20 protein-coding genes are annotated in these 16,758 nt (G+C 38.5%); 2 read left to right on the top strand and 18 right to left on the bottom strand.

Annotated elements, in window-relative coordinates; translation table 11 throughout:
• Nucleotides 1-27: 27 nt before the first annotated feature.
• From N475_RS03885 to N475_RS03920, 6 genes are all read right to left on the bottom strand, one after another.
• Nucleotides 28-357 carry a hypothetical protein gene (locus tag N475_RS03885; protein ID WP_063358969.1) on the bottom strand — a complete coding sequence of 110 codons (330 nt, stop codon included), beginning with the start codon at nt 355-357 and terminating at the stop codon, nt 28-30.
• A 512-nt stretch (nt 358-869) separates the two neighbouring features.
• The gene (locus N475_RS03890) at nt 870-1,385 is read right to left on the bottom strand and encodes a demethoxyubiquinone hydroxylase family protein (RefSeq protein WP_063358970.1); all 516 of its coding nucleotides are present in this window, start codon (nt 1,383-1,385) and stop codon (nt 870-872) included.
• 379 nt (nt 1,386-1,764) lie between these two features.
• Complete coding sequence (locus tag N475_RS03900; RefSeq protein WP_063358972.1) at nt 1,765-2,079, bottom strand: DUF2834 domain-containing protein; 315 nt, start codon at nt 2,077-2,079, stop codon at nt 1,765-1,767.
• 909 nt (nt 2,080-2,988) lie between these two features.
• A complete protein-coding gene (locus N475_RS03910; RefSeq protein ID WP_063358974.1) occupies nt 2,989-3,501 on the bottom strand; it encodes a MerR family transcriptional regulator in 513 nt (170 codons plus the stop codon).
• A gap of 31 nt (nt 3,502-3,532) precedes the next feature.
• Nucleotides 3,533-3,943 (bottom strand): hypothetical protein, encoded by a 411-nt coding sequence (locus N475_RS03915; RefSeq protein ID WP_063358975.1) that lies wholly within the window; start codon nt 3,941-3,943, stop codon nt 3,533-3,535.
• Between the two features lie 237 nt (nt 3,944-4,180).
• Nucleotides 4,181-4,597 (bottom strand): hypothetical protein, encoded by a 417-nt coding sequence (locus tag N475_RS03920; RefSeq protein ID WP_063358976.1) that lies wholly within the window; start codon nt 4,595-4,597, stop codon nt 4,181-4,183.
• 148 nt (nt 4,598-4,745) lie between these two features.
• Here N475_RS03920 and N475_RS03925 point away from each other — a divergent pair, with 148 nt between their 5' ends.
• Complete coding sequence (locus N475_RS03925; protein ID WP_063358977.1) at nt 4,746-5,306, top strand: TetR/AcrR family transcriptional regulator; 561 nt, start codon at nt 4,746-4,748, stop codon at nt 5,304-5,306.
• A gap of 192 nt (nt 5,307-5,498) precedes the next feature.
• On the opposite strand, the gene N475_RS03930 is transcribed toward N475_RS03925, so the two are convergent.
• From N475_RS03930 to N475_RS03975, 10 genes are all read right to left on the bottom strand, one after another.
• Nucleotides 5,499-5,789 (bottom strand): hypothetical protein, encoded by a 291-nt coding sequence (locus N475_RS03930; protein ID WP_063358978.1) that lies wholly within the window; start codon nt 5,787-5,789, stop codon nt 5,499-5,501.
• 103 nt (nt 5,790-5,892) lie between these two features.
• On the bottom strand, nt 5,893-6,186 hold the full coding sequence (locus N475_RS03935; RefSeq protein WP_196765640.1) for a YciI family protein: 294 nt from the start codon (nt 6,184-6,186) through the stop codon (nt 5,893-5,895).
• A gap of 64 nt (nt 6,187-6,250) precedes the next feature.
• Nucleotides 6,251-6,742, bottom strand: coding sequence for a hypothetical protein (locus tag N475_RS03940; protein WP_063358980.1), 492 nt, complete (start codon nt 6,740-6,742; stop codon nt 6,251-6,253).
• Nucleotides 6,743-6,863: 121 nt separating this feature from the next.
• Nucleotides 6,864-7,658: a hypothetical protein gene (locus N475_RS03945; RefSeq protein ID WP_063358981.1), complete on the bottom strand. Its 795-nt coding sequence runs from the start codon at nt 7,656-7,658 to the stop codon at nt 6,864-6,866.
• Between the two features lie 129 nt (nt 7,659-7,787).
• Nucleotides 7,788-9,500, bottom strand: coding sequence for an ATP-binding protein (locus tag N475_RS03950; protein ID WP_081216079.1), 1,713 nt, complete (start codon nt 9,498-9,500; stop codon nt 7,788-7,790).
• Between the two features lie 331 nt (nt 9,501-9,831).
• Nucleotides 9,832-10,692 (bottom strand): TolB-like translocation protein, encoded by an 861-nt coding sequence (locus tag N475_RS03955; RefSeq protein WP_063358983.1) that lies wholly within the window; start codon nt 10,690-10,692, stop codon nt 9,832-9,834.
• An 83-nt stretch (nt 10,693-10,775) separates the two neighbouring features.
• Nucleotides 10,776-11,666 carry a PD40 domain-containing protein gene (locus N475_RS03960; protein ID WP_063364714.1) on the bottom strand — a complete coding sequence of 297 codons (891 nt, stop codon included), beginning with the start codon at nt 11,664-11,666 and terminating at the stop codon, nt 10,776-10,778.
• 377 nt (nt 11,667-12,043) lie between these two features.
• A complete protein-coding gene (locus tag N475_RS03965) occupies nt 12,044-12,379 on the bottom strand; it encodes a hypothetical protein (RefSeq protein ID WP_063364715.1) in 336 nt (111 codons plus the stop codon).
• Nucleotides 12,380-12,585: 206 nt separating this feature from the next.
• Nucleotides 12,586-12,933 (bottom strand): ribonuclease E inhibitor RraB, encoded by a 348-nt coding sequence (locus N475_RS03970; protein WP_081216080.1) that lies wholly within the window; start codon nt 12,931-12,933, stop codon nt 12,586-12,588.
• A 255-nt stretch (nt 12,934-13,188) separates the two neighbouring features.
• Nucleotides 13,189-13,989 (bottom strand): ion transporter, encoded by an 801-nt coding sequence (locus tag N475_RS03975; protein WP_063358986.1) that lies wholly within the window; start codon nt 13,987-13,989, stop codon nt 13,189-13,191.
• Between the two features lie 426 nt (nt 13,990-14,415).
• Between N475_RS03975 and N475_RS03980 the strand changes: the two genes are divergently transcribed.
• Nucleotides 14,416-15,288 carry a phytanoyl-CoA dioxygenase family protein gene (locus N475_RS03980; protein ID WP_155731022.1) on the top strand — a complete coding sequence of 291 codons (873 nt, stop codon included), beginning with the start codon at nt 14,416-14,418 and terminating at the stop codon, nt 15,286-15,288.
• A gap of 133 nt (nt 15,289-15,421) precedes the next feature.
• Here N475_RS03980 and N475_RS03985 read toward each other — a convergent pair whose 3' ends face one another.
• On the bottom strand, nt 15,422-16,015 hold the full coding sequence (locus N475_RS03985; protein ID WP_063359712.1) for a pentapeptide repeat-containing protein: 594 nt from the start codon (nt 16,013-16,015) through the stop codon (nt 15,422-15,424).
• A gap of 120 nt (nt 16,016-16,135) precedes the next feature.
• Nucleotides 16,136-16,753 carry a DsbA family protein gene (locus tag N475_RS03990; protein WP_063364716.1) on the bottom strand — a complete coding sequence of 206 codons (618 nt, stop codon included), beginning with the start codon at nt 16,751-16,753 and terminating at the stop codon, nt 16,136-16,138.
• Between the last annotated feature and the right edge of the window lie 5 nt (nt 16,754-16,758).

The following is a 16,758-nucleotide window of genomic DNA, read 5'->3' on the forward strand; positions in this document are numbered from 1 at the left end:
TCAATTAACGTAAGACCCACTTACCAATTAGTACAACCAAATGCTAACAATTCTTGGGTATTTGCTATTTTGTCCTGAACAGCCTTCTACCCAAAATCTTACCTTACTGTTCGATAACTTAGCCGCCATTAACGTTTCGTGCATTGTTTCATAGTTAGGATGTGAAGGCACAATCGCATAGTGAGAAGTCCCAGCGCAGTTGTCAGGGTTACCTGTAATATCCGGCGCGTGTACCATCGTCCAACTGTTGTTAACGTAAACGCTAGCAATAGTTCCTGTTGTCGTGTTACCACCAGCAAGTGCATTGAATGATAGACCCATAGCTAAAGCTGCAGCAGAAGTAAGTAATTTTTTCATTTCTATTTTCCTTATATTTATATTTTATTTTTAATGTTAATAAATTTAACGAACGCAATTTAAACATTAAAAATCATCAATGCAAGAAACGAAAATAACAACCCAAAAACATCAACAAAATAAATTTAACAACATTAAATAACAACAACATACAAAATTTCAAAGCCAAAAAACAAAATAATCAGATTAAAAATAGTTCACAAAAATCACAAACCCAGAGAATAAAAACATCACAAAAACCAAAATAAAACAAAAAACACACAAAATTAACAGAATTAAAACCTCGATTATTAATTATTTCATACATAAACCTTTAAAAAATAAAAATAATTCAAAAACCATATAAAAAAATTATTTTACAACTCTATTAATATGACTAGATATAGCATTGCTTTTTAAAGGGGGATTTGAGTTTATGGATAAATTTTTACAAACCACTTGGTATAAAACCTAGGTCTTTTACAAACACATAAAGATAAAAGTCATCACACCACATTTATCCTGATATGACTTTACAGTTTAGTGGACAACCAAATAGCAAACTTGGTTGAAGATTTTACTACCAATCGTATTGGTAAATATATGATTGAATTCGAACCAAGATTTACACCTAAATTTAAATGCTCCTCTTCGTCTTTTTTAATACTTATGACAGCCTGAAAGGCACTTTGGTCATGAACTTCTAAGTATTCTAGTTGCCAATCTAGATGGTGAAGGACTGTCGATTCAACTGCTTGAGTGCATACCCATATTGCTTTTTTACCCATTAAAGCGGTTATTCCACCAAGTAAATACCCACCTAATGACCAAAGCCAAAGCGCATAACAGTGCCTAACATGATTTACCCTAAGCCATGTGTTAAATGTATCGAAGTGCACTTTTTCATGTGCCAACATTTCATCGAGATGTTTGACTAAATCCCTATAAAACAATTGAGCTATAAAGCGCTGTGCTCTATAGATGCAGATTGCACCTCGCTCTCCGGCATGGTCTACACGTATAATTCTTTGTACTTCTTTTGTTGGCATTTTAAACCTTTTTAGTGACTAAAATTAGTAAGTTTCAACATGCTCCTCCAAAGTGATTCAGAAGCAATATGATAATAAGGTGAATGTTAAATAGAGCGAGAGTTCCAAAAATTATCTTGCTGAACTTAGCTCTGATTTTAAAAACCAAAGTAACTGGGCATACAGTGCCAATCGCCAAACTCACAACATAACTTAGCGTATAAAGTAGTTCGAAGAATTCATGGCCATAATCTGGTTTAAAAAAGCTAATAAAAATAAGTGGAGAAAATGAAAGTATCGCCCTTAGTTTATTTTCTGACATCTATCACTTCCTTGGTTAAATCTATCACCTTGAAAAGCTATCTAAAAACTCGAATATTCCTTATTGGCGAGCAACAATTTATATTTCGTCTTCCGCTTTCTCTCTCAAATACAGATACAAAGGTAACCCAAAAGACACCCCCACTGTCACAGTCCCAAATACCGCGAGGTATCTATGCTTAATTTGCTTTCTATGGCCATCAACTAAAATAAACCCTATTAGTACCACTGCTGATACAAGTACATCTAGCCAAGCAAATTGACTAACTTGGTTTGACACTGCGGTGTCAAGCAAAAGAGAAATGTCCAAACCATTGTTTAGCAACCAGGGTAAAAATGCGCTATATGGTATGAAAAGCCCTAGCAGGGCGAGTATTAAATAAAACCCCCTCATATAAGTTCCCTCTAAATTTATATTTCGAAAAAAGATTGATTACATTATTGAATACATCGCCTATTTTTATCTAAATGCACGCCATATAAGTTAAGCCTTTCGGGTTCTCCTGTTTTTTCAAAGAACATTTTCTGAGAAATTTGTTGCTGTTCATACTGTAAAAATAACCAAAGACCATAAAAGCCTTTGAACCAAAAATAATAAAAAGTAAGGCCAACAACGATAAGTAAATAGGTTGTTTTTCCGAACTGTAATTTGAGCTTCAGGCTACTATAAAAGAACCATACACAACTTAAAATCGCTAAAATTAGAAATGTCCAATAGGGGTTAAAATAAGCATTTGTACTTTCCCAAATAGAACTCAAGCAGCGGTTTTTTCGATCTAGTACTATCGAAAAAATCAAGGTAATCTTAAACAGGAAATACACCAATACAGTCGTAAATACGACATATACAATATCACCTTGCCTCCTTTCTCTTCTCATCGTCATTTCACCTTTGTTATTTTTATGGAGGCAGACTAGGTTACTTCATCTATAGCACAATTAAGTTTCTAACTATTTATATTTATTAAATTTTATGAAAAAATTCAAGCCATCTCAGTTGCTCGCACCAAAGTAATCAGAAATAATGTCCTCAACCCAACAAACATAAGTAACGTCTAATCAATTGAGAAAAAATAATCAATGACCTTTCCAACTCGGCAGATCCGTGCCGTAAATAACAACAATACCATTCGTGTTTACCAAGCTTAGATAAAACTTATTAAGCAACATGTAATAAATAACCCTGTTGAGCTAGCAAAAACCAGTTATATCCGCAGTATTTATCACCTGCATTTGTGCAGTCAATATGGCGTAACTATGGTCGTGTGGACTGGCCATTTTTCAATTAATAAGCGGCTGCCGTTTAGAGCGCTCTTATTGCTTTGATTTCTTTAGGGGAAATATCTAAGGATGCTAAAAATGCTTGATGCTGGTGTGGCTTCATTTGTTCAAAATTTCGATGCCATTCGATCATATCAGCATCGCTGAATCCCAAAGATACCATGATCTCTACCCACCGAGATTTCGTTAACACCTTTTCCTCAAGAAGCTCAGGTTCTTGTAGCATCACCACAATAGCTTGCTGCTGTTTCTTTAGAGCGTTAATTTGTTGTGCTAAACAGTGAAACTGCTCCCGCAAAAGCGTACCTTGCTCTTGAGTATTTCCACAGCTAAGCAATTGGACAATATCAGCAACTGGCATCCCAAACGCACGGTACGCTAATATGTTTTTCAGTCTTGTCTCTTCTTTATCGCCATACCTGCGGTATCCATTCGGGTCTCTGCTACTTGGCAATAACAGGCCAACTTTCTCATAATATAAAACTGTGGTGCGTGAAATATCACACTTTCTCGCTAATTCAGTCACAGATAACATGACGCTCTCCTCAAGAGTGAACTGCACACTTTTACAGGGGTTTAAGATCTGGTGTAAGGATCTGCACTTTTGCGGTGGCACTGAACATTCTTTCTTTTGACATATGCTCGGCCAAAACACCGATAGCATTTGTTACTAAGTCTTGGTTATTAATTATAAATGCTTTCCAAGAGTTATCCTCACTCACGTTTATGCGTCGGGCGATTATTTTGACTAATGTAGCGGTTACTGTGATATTAAATTTATCCTTGGCCCCTAAACTCTCTGCATATACTTTAATATCGTGGCAAACCCTTGTGTTGGCTTCTTCTTCTGAGTACTTGTTTAAGTATAAACAGGCAATGCGAATGTGGCCGATATGGTCAAAATAAACTGGGTCTAACGACAATTCCTTAAACTGTTTTAGGAACGTGAGGTCATCTAATTCTGTATTCTTGGGCATTGAAATTTCCGATAGCTTGGAGTTAAAGCGCTACCTTAATCCCTATACCAATAGACAGGTCAAACATTTTGAGGAAAATGCGATTCATTGTGTCCTTTTTTAGTTAACACCAACAGTAAAGAAAGATGATAAGAATGCTTACATTCAAAAAACGATTCTTACCATCAATCGCCTAAAGGCCTTTTGCAAGTTATGAGGATATCTTCTCAAATACCTGACTTAGTTCCAGTCTGCTAACTAACCCAAGGAAATGGCATGCAAGATCTGCTCATTTGTCATGGAATTGCCGTTGAAATTCCAGCTGCCATCTACTGCATGTACAACATTGATGTAAATGTTCTCTTTTGGTTGCCTTTCACCAGATAATTCATAAATTATATTTGTCGCATCTATACCGAAACCAATTTGCACATCACGCTCAATAAAGGCAAATGAAGGTACCTTCCATTCAACCCAAACTCCCGTGAATTCCTTTCCTCCCGAAAATGTCGATGCTTTGGGCAAAACTTGAACCATAGCTGTGATATTTGATTTCATGGTTTCATTGCCTGTCAAATCGTGCCATTTCAGCATCGCATTCGTAATCTTTTCAATAGCAACCTTTTCGGCTCCATTTGGAAGCGCTCCCTCAGTCAATGTAAGTGTAAGTGGCATTATCCTATCTCCTATCTATGTCCATCAGTTAAAATATAGTGATCGCTATAAAAAATAATATAGTGATCACTATATTGTCAACACATTTTATAGTGATCACTATTTTTTAATGTTATAGTCTTTCTGATAAGAAATAGAAGGCACTTTTATGGCGAGTAAAAAACAACAAACCCATCAACGTATCTTGGCATCCATGCACCAAACATTTCGACAAAACGGCTATGATGGTGCAGGTGTTAATAGCCTTGCCAATGGAGCAGGCGTCACATCAGGTGCTTTTTATGCTCATTTTGGCTCAAAATCTAATGCATTTAAGGAAGTTGTTACTGAAGGGGTGAATCAGTTAGATGCTGTGCTTACTCAGTTTCAAGAGACGCATGGAAAAGATTGGCTCGAGCAGTTTGTTCTTTTTTATATGGGTGAAAAAAGATGTAGCGATTTAAGTGAGAGTTGCGCACTCCAAAGCTTGACGCCAGAAGTCACTCGGTCTGACGACAATACCCGTGCAATATTTCAAGAAGAGTTACTCAAAGTCGTTGCGACTTTTAATAGAGGCATTGAAAATTATGGCGAGGAGACCAAACACAACGCGTGGGCCACACTCTCAATGATGATTGGTGGCGTTACATTGGCGCGCGCCGTAAAAGATCCAGACATTGCTGAAAAAATTGCAGAGGCTATTCAAGGATCAATCACTGACAAGGGATAAGATTGAGCAAGCTTCCACTTGCTCTGCTTAATTTGACTATTGAGACTTAATCAAATTTAACTGTTTCATATGTATTGACGCAAACGGTCGTAACGCTTAACTGCTCACATACAGTAGTTTGGCAAAACTTACTACAAAGGATCGCAAACCTAGCAATTTGCGCCCTTTTGGGTTTATGCGTTTGTTCATTACCTATGGGCCCCAGTAATCAAACTTAAAAACTACCCCCTCAGGAACAATGAAACTAATTGATGCTCCACAGTAGATAGTATGTTCACCAGCTTCAATTTCTACCACTTCACTAAGTGGAAGATCCCAAGGCTTGCCATCAAATAGCAAAGAACCACATCGACCACCGTTATCATCAACAATACCAAAATATGTTTTCCCATCTTGTGATGGTTCAACCTGCCCTCGTAAATGCTCATCCCCAATACAAGCAACAAGGCTAAAACTTAGCAGAATTATCAGTAAGTATTTCATGTTTTCTTTTTCAAATAACCGTTTAACCTTTACCCAAGCGGCCTATACAAACAACCCAAAAATACCCGCTACTTCAAGCAAGTAAATAAGGCAAACTAATGAGCTAAGTATCAAGTAAAAATGCTAAACGTTCATCATATTTTGACGGACTTAACTCAACTATCTCGGGTGTAACAATGTTCTCTTTGACAAAAGGGTCCCCAGCCACTATCTCATCGAGATCTTCTCTAGTAATGTTGATTGCGATAATTCCGCCCCCAACATTGGGCTGGATACTACCTGAAAGAACAAATATTCCATTATCAAACCATGTTTTGAGCCATTCATTGTGCCCTTGCATATAGGTTTTGGCTTGTGATTTATTTTCTGAAAATTTCAATTGAACAATAAACATCATATAACTCCTTTACTTTTGTATTGCGCTTAATAAGAGGTGGAAGCCTCAATCGCCACTATATGGGTCATGATTGCTTTTTGGTAAACGTCATTTTCCAGTTTGTTTCCCATGTTTCGCCATTATCTTTAGAAAATGCCTGCTCCCATGTCGGCATATCAGGATCGGTTGAGTTCCAGATAAATCTGACTTTAATTGCTTGACCTTGGTATGAATCTTGAGCATAAAAGCGACCCACGTTATCTAAAAAACGACCTATGACAGGTTCATCTAATGTATGAGGATTACGTCCGTCCAGCCACCAAATAGACCACTCTTTCGTCGCTGAGTTATATGAGCGAATAGCCTTTGCTCTAACGCTGGCATCCGGATAGTGAAGATGATTATCTTCAACATTCCCAAACCCGCCCAGGGTTTTAACAGTAGAAGATTCCCCTATAAACTCTACCCATTCATCGCAGCCAACCAGAATATCCTTTAAACGACGGTGCGTTACATTCCATTCTCCAATAATAAAGTCAAAATCGGCGGGGGCCGTTAGCTCTAAATCACCTAACATGTCTAATCCTTCGTTGTTTTGATTATCTGAAGTACAATAGCACAGATACTGTTAATTTATACAGTATTCGTGCTACTTTTTAATTGAACAATATTAGAGCGCAATAAGCGGGGGGTATTTGCTAGGCAAGCCTTTTATTTGCTTGTAAATTACATACAGAGTCATGAAGTTTAATTACTGAGTCCTTTTCGAAGTCTGTACCAAGCGTTTTCACTAACTTCACCACACTGTATCTTTCGGCTGCTGTTTCATAAGAACTTTTCCAATCTTTATACTGAATGGTTTCGCAATCAAGTGGGCTTCTAATTTTTATTGCTTTGTGTTTCATTCTATAAGGTTTAGGTGTCAGCCTAGCGCGATAACAATTTTGCTTTTTTGATAGGCCAATATAAATTTGATCGACTCCTAAAGTTCGCATCAACTTCACATAGCCTTTTGTAGATGGTGCAATGTAATTCTTGCCGATTACACGTATTCCCTTTGCGGTTTCATAAATTCTAAAATCTGACCCGAGTTGAGGGTACTTCTTAATATTTTGCTCAAATTTAGCGATGATTCGGGCTTTTCTTGGCAACTTACTAATTGCTTTAAATCGGTCAAAGAAGCTTGCTGGGTAGTCATCTAAGTCCAAAATTGTGTATTGAGTGGTATTTAATACTTTTGCACCATACCGGCAAACAGTAAGAATATTTTCATCATCAAGAATATCGCTTACATGCTCTCGTATCGCGCTTTGATATGACTCTTTCCCTTCGCCAGCTGCGATTCTTTGTTCAATATCTTGAGAGTGCTCTCGCGCCTCGTTATAAGCGTCTTCTACCGAGATGTTTGAACCCGCAAGGACCGTTATAACTTCATCTTGGTTGTCTATTTTTATTGTAAAGTTTTCTTTTTTCCAATATTTATAATACTTCATTACTATCTCTGTATTTTTTTGAGGGGGGCCTATCAAGTGGATTTTTGATTCTTATTCTTTGAACTTACCTAAAAAGGGAAAGGTTTTATAATAATCGTTTTTTTGATCTATCATCACTAAAATTCGATTTCATCTCTTAAGAATGTGTGTAAGTGTTTTGTACATCGCGTTCATAGAGACTGGTTTGCCGATATGATTGGCAAACCCTAAGTTTTTATAATGTTCGATATCTTGCGGCATCACATTGGCAGTTAAAGCGACTACAGGCACCGCTGCATTAATTTGGTGAATTATCGAAAATGCCTCAACGCCATCCATTTCAGGCATTTGAATATCCATAAGCACTAGGTCGTATGTGCTAGTTTCAAAAGCTCTTACCGCTAATTTTCCATTGCCTACCAAATCCAGTTTAGCACCCGTTTTCTCCAGCATTTTTTTAATGACGAGCTGATTAATATCATTATCTTCAGCGATTAATATATTTACATTATCAAAATTAGGTACTGATTCAGTATTGGCTCCTTCCTTTTGGTCAGTTAACGTAGCTTGCTTCAATGGCAAGGTTACGCATACGCGCGTCCCCTTTCCAATCTCACTTTCGAGCTCAACTACACCGCCCATTAATTTCACTAAGCTATCTGAAATTGCCAATCCCAGTCCTGTACCGCCATACTTTCGAGTTGTAGAAGAATCTGCCTGTTCAAATCGATTAAAAATTGATTTTTGGGTCTTTTCATCCATTCCTATACCAGTGTCGGTGACAACAATGCATAACGCTGACTGATGCTCATATTTAACTGACTTCACAGTAATATGTATGCCACCTGATTCGGTAAACTTTACCGCGTTGGACACGAGGTTGAGTAGGATCTGTCTTATCCTCACAGAATCTCCCAACCAGCCTAAGTTGAGATCTTTTTCTAAATTAACAGTCAATGAAATCGCCTTTTTCTGAGCTTCAACAGATAAATCTGCTACCACTGATTCTACGGCTTCTTTGATTGAAAACGGCGTAACTTCGAGTACTAACCTATGAGCCTCTATTTTTGAAAAGTCCAGAATATCGTTAATGACCGTAAGTAATGAATCGGCAGAATAAATGGCTTTTGACACTAGATGTTTGGATTCGTTATTGAGCGGCTCTTGTTCAATAATTTGCAACGCACCTAAAATACCATTCATAGGCGTGCGAATTTCATGACTCATATTGGCCAGGAACTCACTTTTGGCTTTTGAAGCGTGCTCTGCTTTCACTTTTGCCTCGATGAGTGCTTGATTTTGTTCTTGCATCTTATCGCGAGAACGTTTGATTTGTGCGGAATATTTGCGATTGAAAAAACCAACGTTGCAACAGTATAGATAAACACTTGCAGCAGCTACCACTTTAGTGACAAGGGGCGATTGCTCTACAAATTCGAACCCCAAAAAGCCCCCACCCAAAGCACCTCCTAGGACTAAAACCAATGTGCTAATGTAGTATCTTTTGATACCGCCTAAAATCAAACTATTTAATGAGTTAACGATTAAAAGGGCAAATACAACCCAAATCTGAAACCCTGTTGCTGCACACCATATCCCGTAAAGTAACGCATCCATGTATAAATTTATGTACTCAGCCCCCACTCGCTCCGCAGAAAGCTTGCTGTGCAATCGCGCTACGTGAGGCCATACTGCGCAATTTAAGAAGATGCAAATACCAATAGTTAACGTAAAGTCGTTGTAAAAAGTACCGATGAGCATAATCGCCATCAATACGCATCCAATAATGCGGGGCGCATAATTTAGTTTGCCCAACGACGGCTTTGGTTTAAGTGTCTCTTTAGAGTGTGTAGCGGACGTCATGTCAAAGGCTTTAATCCAAGCGCTGCTAATCTTTTAACTTTATACACTAAAAAACGAGTTTTTATTTATTTTTTAAGCAAATAAGTTAAAAAAATGCAATCGCTTGGATTTGTCGCGGCATCAAGTTTTGCAAAAAAAGCGCACATAGGGTTAATGCCATAATCGCTCAGTATCATTCATCGCTTGAATGCCATTTCAGGCTTTTTTTAGCAAGGTCTGGGAAGAGTCTACTGCCCCCCTCTATCTATTGCTAACCTTTGGGAAAATGACAATAAACCTTAACTTTCTAAAATTTATCTTAGACCCAAGTGCACGACGCTCTGTTTTATTGCTAAAGCTTGAGTCGAAGGTTTTCAATCACCTTTGCATCTACCCAAAATATATCGATATTGGGATGTTTTTCTGAGCCCGTATTGCGACTAAAAAACAGGTACTTTCCATCAGGTGTAATGCCAGCAGCAGCTTCCCATTGAGCTGTATTGACATTTTCACCCAAGTTAATCGCTGCGCCCCAACTGCCATCACTTTGCTTAAAGCTAATGTAAATATCTGAATTTCCATACCCTCCTTCTCTTACGCCGTCCCACATAATGAAAGACTCATCCGCTGCGATAAATGGGTGCGCATTCCATGTACCAGTGTTAATTTCTTTGCTTAAAGGTTTGGGTGCTTCACGCTGTCCTTTTACTAGTCGCGAATAACGAAGTATGCCATTGCCTTCTCTATCAGCATCGTCAAATACATACGTTCCATTTATTGAGGATGTGAGACGCATAATAGGAAGCTCGTCAAATTCAGGTCCCAAGCTTTTGATGTCTGACCAACCCGTTGCTGTGCGATGTTTAAATCGCTTGCCTAAATGCATTATCTTTCCGTCCGGTGAGATAAAAGGCTGCCCACGCCTTGGCGACACAATTGACTCATGCCAATTATTATTTTTGAATTGGAAAACGACAAATTCCTGTTTTTTATCTGCCTTACTCTCTCTGAGAAAATAAAACTCTTTCATATCTGGGGTAAAAACACCGCCGTACTCCCACCCTTTGGTTGATACAATTCCAGGTGCAAACGCTTGAGGAATTAAACTCGGTGGCTTTTGACCTAGGTATGGACCTTCAAGTTTCGTTTGTACGCTATGACAAAGTTGGCTATAAATTAAACCGACTAAAAGAAAAGCCTGCGAACACTTCATAATATTCTCTCAAAAATTGATTAGATATCTAATTACACAGGGCACTAGGCACTTAACACCAAGTACCCTAGGCTAGTGTAAAGTTATAATTTAGGTCTGAGGCCTTCGATAATTTGCGCATCTACCCAGTAGCTTTTTCCAACCCAATTTTGGCTACCATCATCTTGTACATGCCAATCTCCTCGAGAGAAAAATAGATACTTACCGTCATGTGTAACTCGCGGAGAGCTCTCATTTAGATTGGTATTTATCAGAGGCCCCATATTAACAGCGGGGAGCCAAGCGCCCTTTTTGTCTTTAAAGCTAATATAGATATCAGACTTCCCATGCCCATCGTCACGGACAACATCCCACATGAGATAAGACTCATCAGGTGCAATATAAGGGTGAGCAATCCATTCTCCTTTATTGATTTGGGGACCTAGTTTAACTGGGTTTTGGTTCTTTCCGTTGACTACACGGGAGTAACCTATATTCCCTTTGCCCTTATCTTCTTTTTTATAAAAGGGGAAAAAGTACGTACCTTTAGCTGAAATAGACACGCCATGTCCTTGCTCCTTTAAAAAATCACCTTGCTTTTTAAGCTCAGACCACCCCGCGTCTGTTTTCTGGCGATACCACTTACCTCCGTACATCATGCTGCCATCCAAAGAAAATTGAGGCCACCTAATGTCAGTCTCAGACTCCTTACCCCAACGACCATTCTCATACCGAATCACAAAAAATACGCGATTTTTATATTTCCCATTTTTTCTTGTGAAATAAAACTCCTTCATATCCGATGAAAAAGTCCCCCCTTCAAATCGGCCATCAGGCGATACTATTTTTGGGTCAAAAAGCTTAGGGGTTAAACCTGGCGGTGTTTCTCCAAAATAGTCCAGCTTTGTCATCGCAGGAGTTTCGTTTGCATAAGTACTACCACTTACAGCCATCGAAGACATTAGTAAGCAAGCTGACATATAAATATGATTCATAGTTCACCTTTATAATTTAGAACAAAGAGTTAAACATTTTTATTGGTGCGACACTGATGTCTAAACTCAATCTAGGTAAACCGAGTCAAAAAGGCCTGACGTCACCATGACTTTGAGATGATTTGATTCTGATAAATAAGCAAGTCGTTCAGCCAATCTTGCCAAGGCTAAAAGCCTATTGATTGCAGACTACATATACACTTACGCGAAAAAGACGGGATTTAAAATTTTATAACCATATTAATCATATAGTTAAATGGGGAATTGTAGTTTACTTTGCTTGACCTTGAACTGCCCACGTCAAAAATTTACTCCACAACACACTGCTAGCTTTTTTAGCTAAAGCAAGTGTGTTGCGTGTTAGATGAACAGGCTGACTAAGCGCCTGTTAGGTCATAGATGTAAGACACATGCAGGCCATAGAAGATACTTGGAGTTAGCAGCACACTCGCAAGAATAAATACCTTAGTAAGTAGTTTGTTATTTTTACTTCTCACCACTTTAAGTCCAAATGCAGCGATTATTAGCAGCGGAAGTAAATAATGAACTCTAATTAGAGGCATTAAAACAAACAGTCGCTTAACTTCAGTAGACATTGATAAATCGTACGCTTCTATCATCATAGGAGCACCAATAAAAACGCCAATAACCAATGTTGTAATGTATAAAACGATTAAGAACCACCAAGGGGTGGACTCTATAAATTTGATCATATTTATGTGCACTTAACGCCGTAAAACAAGGCATACAAAAGCTTGACTAGAACTTACTAAGAATGTGCGCCAGCCAAGCTTTAGACGCATCACTCATCACTTCGGCCCATTTTACAACTTTTGATAGTGCAAGATATAGCAATTAATTAGCTGTTTGAGATAAATGATTATGCTTACAAACAATTTTTTGCTCAAAAGGGGTTACTTTAGCTACCACACGGGCTGCACACAGCCCAAGAATTGCAAAATCCACCTATTTCAGCCACCATGCTAGTCAGCCTTTTTTGTTCCTCTGTTACAAACTCGTGTGTCACTTTATTTTTCACGATGAATAGGACATGACCAGGCAATTCATCTTCTTCATTTGGTTCAACATAACTGGCCTCTGGCAATATTTTCGATATTTCAGTTTGCTGAACCTCACTTAAAGGCCATGCAGCAAACTCAACATAAAATTCAATGTTATGGACTGTATCGAAGTCAAAATCTCTTTCTCCTAGAGTACGTAACATATCTCCATCAGTATCAGACGGCCAAGTAATTGTCTCTGTCATTAATCTGTTCTCAAAAATTGATGTTCACACTATTTAGTCGTATTAGGGGACGATAGATTTAGTCATTATTTGGCAACAGGAGGGTTTTTTAGTGTTTTCCGCTCGGTCATTAGTCATTTAGTTTCTCTGATACGGCCAGCAGCCTCTACAAAGGCTTTACACACGGAATAGACATGGAATAGGAGCGTTTTTCGATGAAGATAATAAACTTTAAAACCGCGCAAAATGCGCGGCTTCAATACGGTATAAATACTTTTAATCTTTATTCTGCTTTAGCAATGCGTCGAGCTTAGCTTCAACACGTAAGATGTCATCTTTAGTAGCGAGTGCCTGCTCTGGCTTACCTTCTTCGTCATGCATGATTTGCATTGCATCAACAATAATACCGATGAAAAGGTTCAGTACTGCAAAACTGGTTATGATGATAAAAGGCACAAAGAACAGCCATGAAAGTGGGAATAGCTCCATCGTTGGGCGTACTATGCCCATTGACCAACTCTCTAACGTCATGACTTGGAAAAGAGTATAAGCAGAAGCGCCTATACTACCAAACCACTCTTGCATATTGGCATCTGGGTGCTGCCCAAACAATTTCGTAGTTAAAACAGCTGATACATAAAACACGATTCCCAAAACGCCAATCACCGATGCCATACCGGGTAACGAATGACCCAATGCTCCAATGACACGACGCATTTGTGGTACAACCGAAAATAGCCTCAATACTCTAAGAATCCTGAATGCACGAAGTACGGACAATGCGCCACCAGCTGGCACCCATGAAATCGCAACGATAATAAAGTCAAAGCAATTCCAGCCTGACTTAAAGAACTTAAAGCGATATACAGTTAGCTTAAGTACTAATTCCACTGTAAAAATCAGTAAGATTACGAAGTCTATTTTATGCAGAAGTCCAGCATTGTCTTTACCAAACTGTGTAGTCTCTAGACCCAAGGTAACAGCATTAAATAAAATGATCGCAATCAAAAAGTTTTGGAACCACTTAGCCTCTACAAGCGCGGTTAGTTTTAACATAAAATTATTTGAAGATGTCATGGCTCTTTTTTAGGAAAATAAAAGATAAGCAATGATTTGGGGATAGCACCTTTTTGTCAAGAGATATTACCGGTGAGTATGTGACAAAGATAGCTGAACTAACCCATTTTAATATGAATCGGAGCCGTTTTATTGTCGCTTTTTCAAACCGCATACCAAGCACGTTCTATTTCGCTCTAATCACGCCGATCATCAACTTTGAGTAGCCAGCTCTAATTAACATCTCTTCCTTTGCAAATTGATTCTCAAATTGAATAAGAAACTGAAAAACCCCACTTAAAAAACCAAAGAAAAAATGTAAACAACTGAAATTTAATAATATTTTTTATTGCTCATTTATGGCATGAGATTAGCTTTATTAAAACATTCATTTCGTAAACAAAGAGAACGGAACATCTCTAAAAGTCAGGCAATTACTGGGAGACAATGATGATAACTTTGGATAACAGAGAGACAGCTTTACATTCAATGTATCAAGAGCATGGGCTTTTACAATTTCAAAACTTGTACTCCCGGCAAACAATAGACAAATGGAACAAACTGCTGGACCCTATTTTCAACCAAAGAACATCAACAAGCCGCAGCTACGTAGAGAGTGATGAACTGTTAGAACTTGGGATCTTAAGTCAAGTAATGGTACCTAAACTGCTTAACGTTATAAGTGTATTAGACCCTTGCCCAGTGTTTTTTCATTGCTGTTGCTTTGAAATAGAGGGAGCGCAAAAACAGCATCACAAGTTTACAAGCAGGCTGGATGGCTGGCACCGCGAGCCAAGCGATCCACGTAAAAAATCTGTTAGGGGCTGTAGACCTTATTCGATTTATATTTATCTTTCAGATGTGAATGATGCAGATCACGGCTCATTTGAAATCATCCCCAGGTACCACGCTGGCCCACTTAAGAGTAACTTAACTAGTTGTAATATAAAAGGAAGAAAAGGAACGTGTTTCTTGTGGAATCGCGACCTCTACCATCGATTTAATGTCAACCGTTCACCTCAAAGGCAGCGGATTTTAAAATTGTCTATCCAGACCAATGGATGGGAAAATGCGAGTATACAGCTCGATGAATTTAAAGGTGCCTTGTCTATACTTGGCGATCACAACCCTGCACTGTCCTATCTTTTAGGCAGCCACTTTAAGAACAACTTATCGATAAAAACCATTCCGCACCCGAGAACCGGTGAACTCCCTCAAGTTCAGCCATTAGACTACTCAGAAAAAACGCTCATTCCAACCAAAGCAGAGATCATGTTTCGCAGGATAAAACATAGCGTCGACAAGGTTCTTGGATTCTAACTAATTAGTGACTATCTATGAAACCTACGGAATTGATGAATAATCAATCAAAAGCCAAAGTGTAGAGCCACAAATTATGCCGACTCTACACCTTAATTGATTAAACAATTAAAAATACGCTAACAAAACATCACTAGACTAATTCTATTTCCAGACTTCCCAGTAACCTCATTGCTTCAAAGCGGTCAAACTTTGCGCGCTTAAGGTTGTTGTTAAATATATCAATATCGAAGTCCGTTGCACTCGTAAAGTCTGTACCAGAAAGGTTTGTTTCAGAAAACAGCGCACTACTGAAGTTCGTATGCTTAAAATTGGCGTTACGAAATTCTCCATTTCTAAAATCAACGCGACGAGCTACACAACTATCCAAAACCAATTCCGGGAGCGATAACCCATAAAAAGATCCGTCATCTATCATGCAATCGTAGAAGTTAATCGGAGAGTTAAACACTATTCTAGGCCATGCTATTTTGCTCCAATCTACTCCGATGGCTTTTGAGTCGCGAAACACGACATCCGAAAACTTACTGTACTGCATTTTCGCCATGCTCAAATTACACTTTAAAAACGTACAATCAATAAAATTACATCGATTGAAAACCACCTCTGAGAAGTTACACCCAATAAACGTGCAGCTCTCGAACTCAATTGAAGATAACTCTTCTCCAGAAAAGTCCTCCCCCTCAAAAGTCTTTGACCAATGCTCGCTTTCAACTCCAACGCTCACAAACCCTCCTTATTTCCATTGCTATAAATTCGTATCCAGCAATGTAAAGTTTAAAACCATTGCCAACACGGCATATTTTAAAAACTATTTATGTAGCGAACATTTCACAATCGCATTGCTTTATTTGCTGTCGTTAACTTGTTCAAAACGTTGTTCTAGCTCTTTCGCTTGGCAATACCCAAGTGTAAGTGGGTATGCATGATTCAAATCATTGACGTAAAACAGCGCAGGAAATCCACTCACGTTCAATCGTCGAGCTAGGTCAAGGTGTTGTTGAAATACACTCTCTGTCTCATTTGAACTTAAGGCATGCTTAAATGTATCAGCATCTAAGCCAATTGAACTTGCGCACTCAATCAACGTTTCTTCTAGAGAAGGGTTTTTTGCTTGTTGGTAATACGCAGATTGTATGGCTTCAACCATTTTTTGCGCACTGTTAACTGACAAGTTTTGCGACACAATAACAGCTCTGCAAGCAAGATATGTTGAACGATATGGTGTATTTAAAGCCCAATAGTCGTGATTAAACACTACCCTAGTCCGCTCTTCTATTTGATACCAATAGGAAGAAATCGTCTCTCGCAGGCTTTGCTCCATAGGTTGGTTTGTGTCAGGTGCTAATCCACCCATAATCCAATCAACTTCAATGTCAGAATGTCTTTCTAAAAACTCCTCTAACTCTGGTTGAAACCCATAACACCAACCACACATGGGATCCATCACGTATATAAATCGCATTTTAT

Source organism: Pseudoalteromonas luteoviolacea DSM 6061 (genome assembly GCF_001625655.1).
In the GTDB taxonomy this organism is placed as follows: Bacteria; Pseudomonadota; Gammaproteobacteria; order Enterobacterales; family Alteromonadaceae; genus Pseudoalteromonas; species Pseudoalteromonas luteoviolacea.